The 219-nt window shown below is 58.4% G+C and carries 1 protein-coding gene; it reads left to right on the top strand.

What is annotated here, in order from left to right; translation table 11 throughout:
* A partial coding sequence (locus ACNPM8_RS12245) for a LexA family protein (protein WP_448940106.1) occupies nucleotides 1-172 on the top strand: 172 nt, incomplete at its 5' end.
* Nucleotides 173-219 lie beyond the last annotated feature (47 nt).

Consider the following 219-nt stretch of genomic DNA (forward strand, 5'->3'; position numbering starts at 1 on the left):
GCACAACGGCGACATCGTAGCTGCCCTGCTCGATGAAGAAGCCACGGTAAAGACTTTCCGGCAGCGTGACGGGCATACCTGGCTGCTTCCGCAGAACTCGCGCTACGAACCAATTTTGGGTGATGCCGCAACGATCATGGGACGCGTCGTCTCGGTGATGCGCTCGCTCTAGAATACGTGCGGTCATTGCGCTGGTGCTTGGCACCAGCGCAATTATCG

Source organism: Glutamicibacter sp. AGC46, assembly GCF_053543715.1.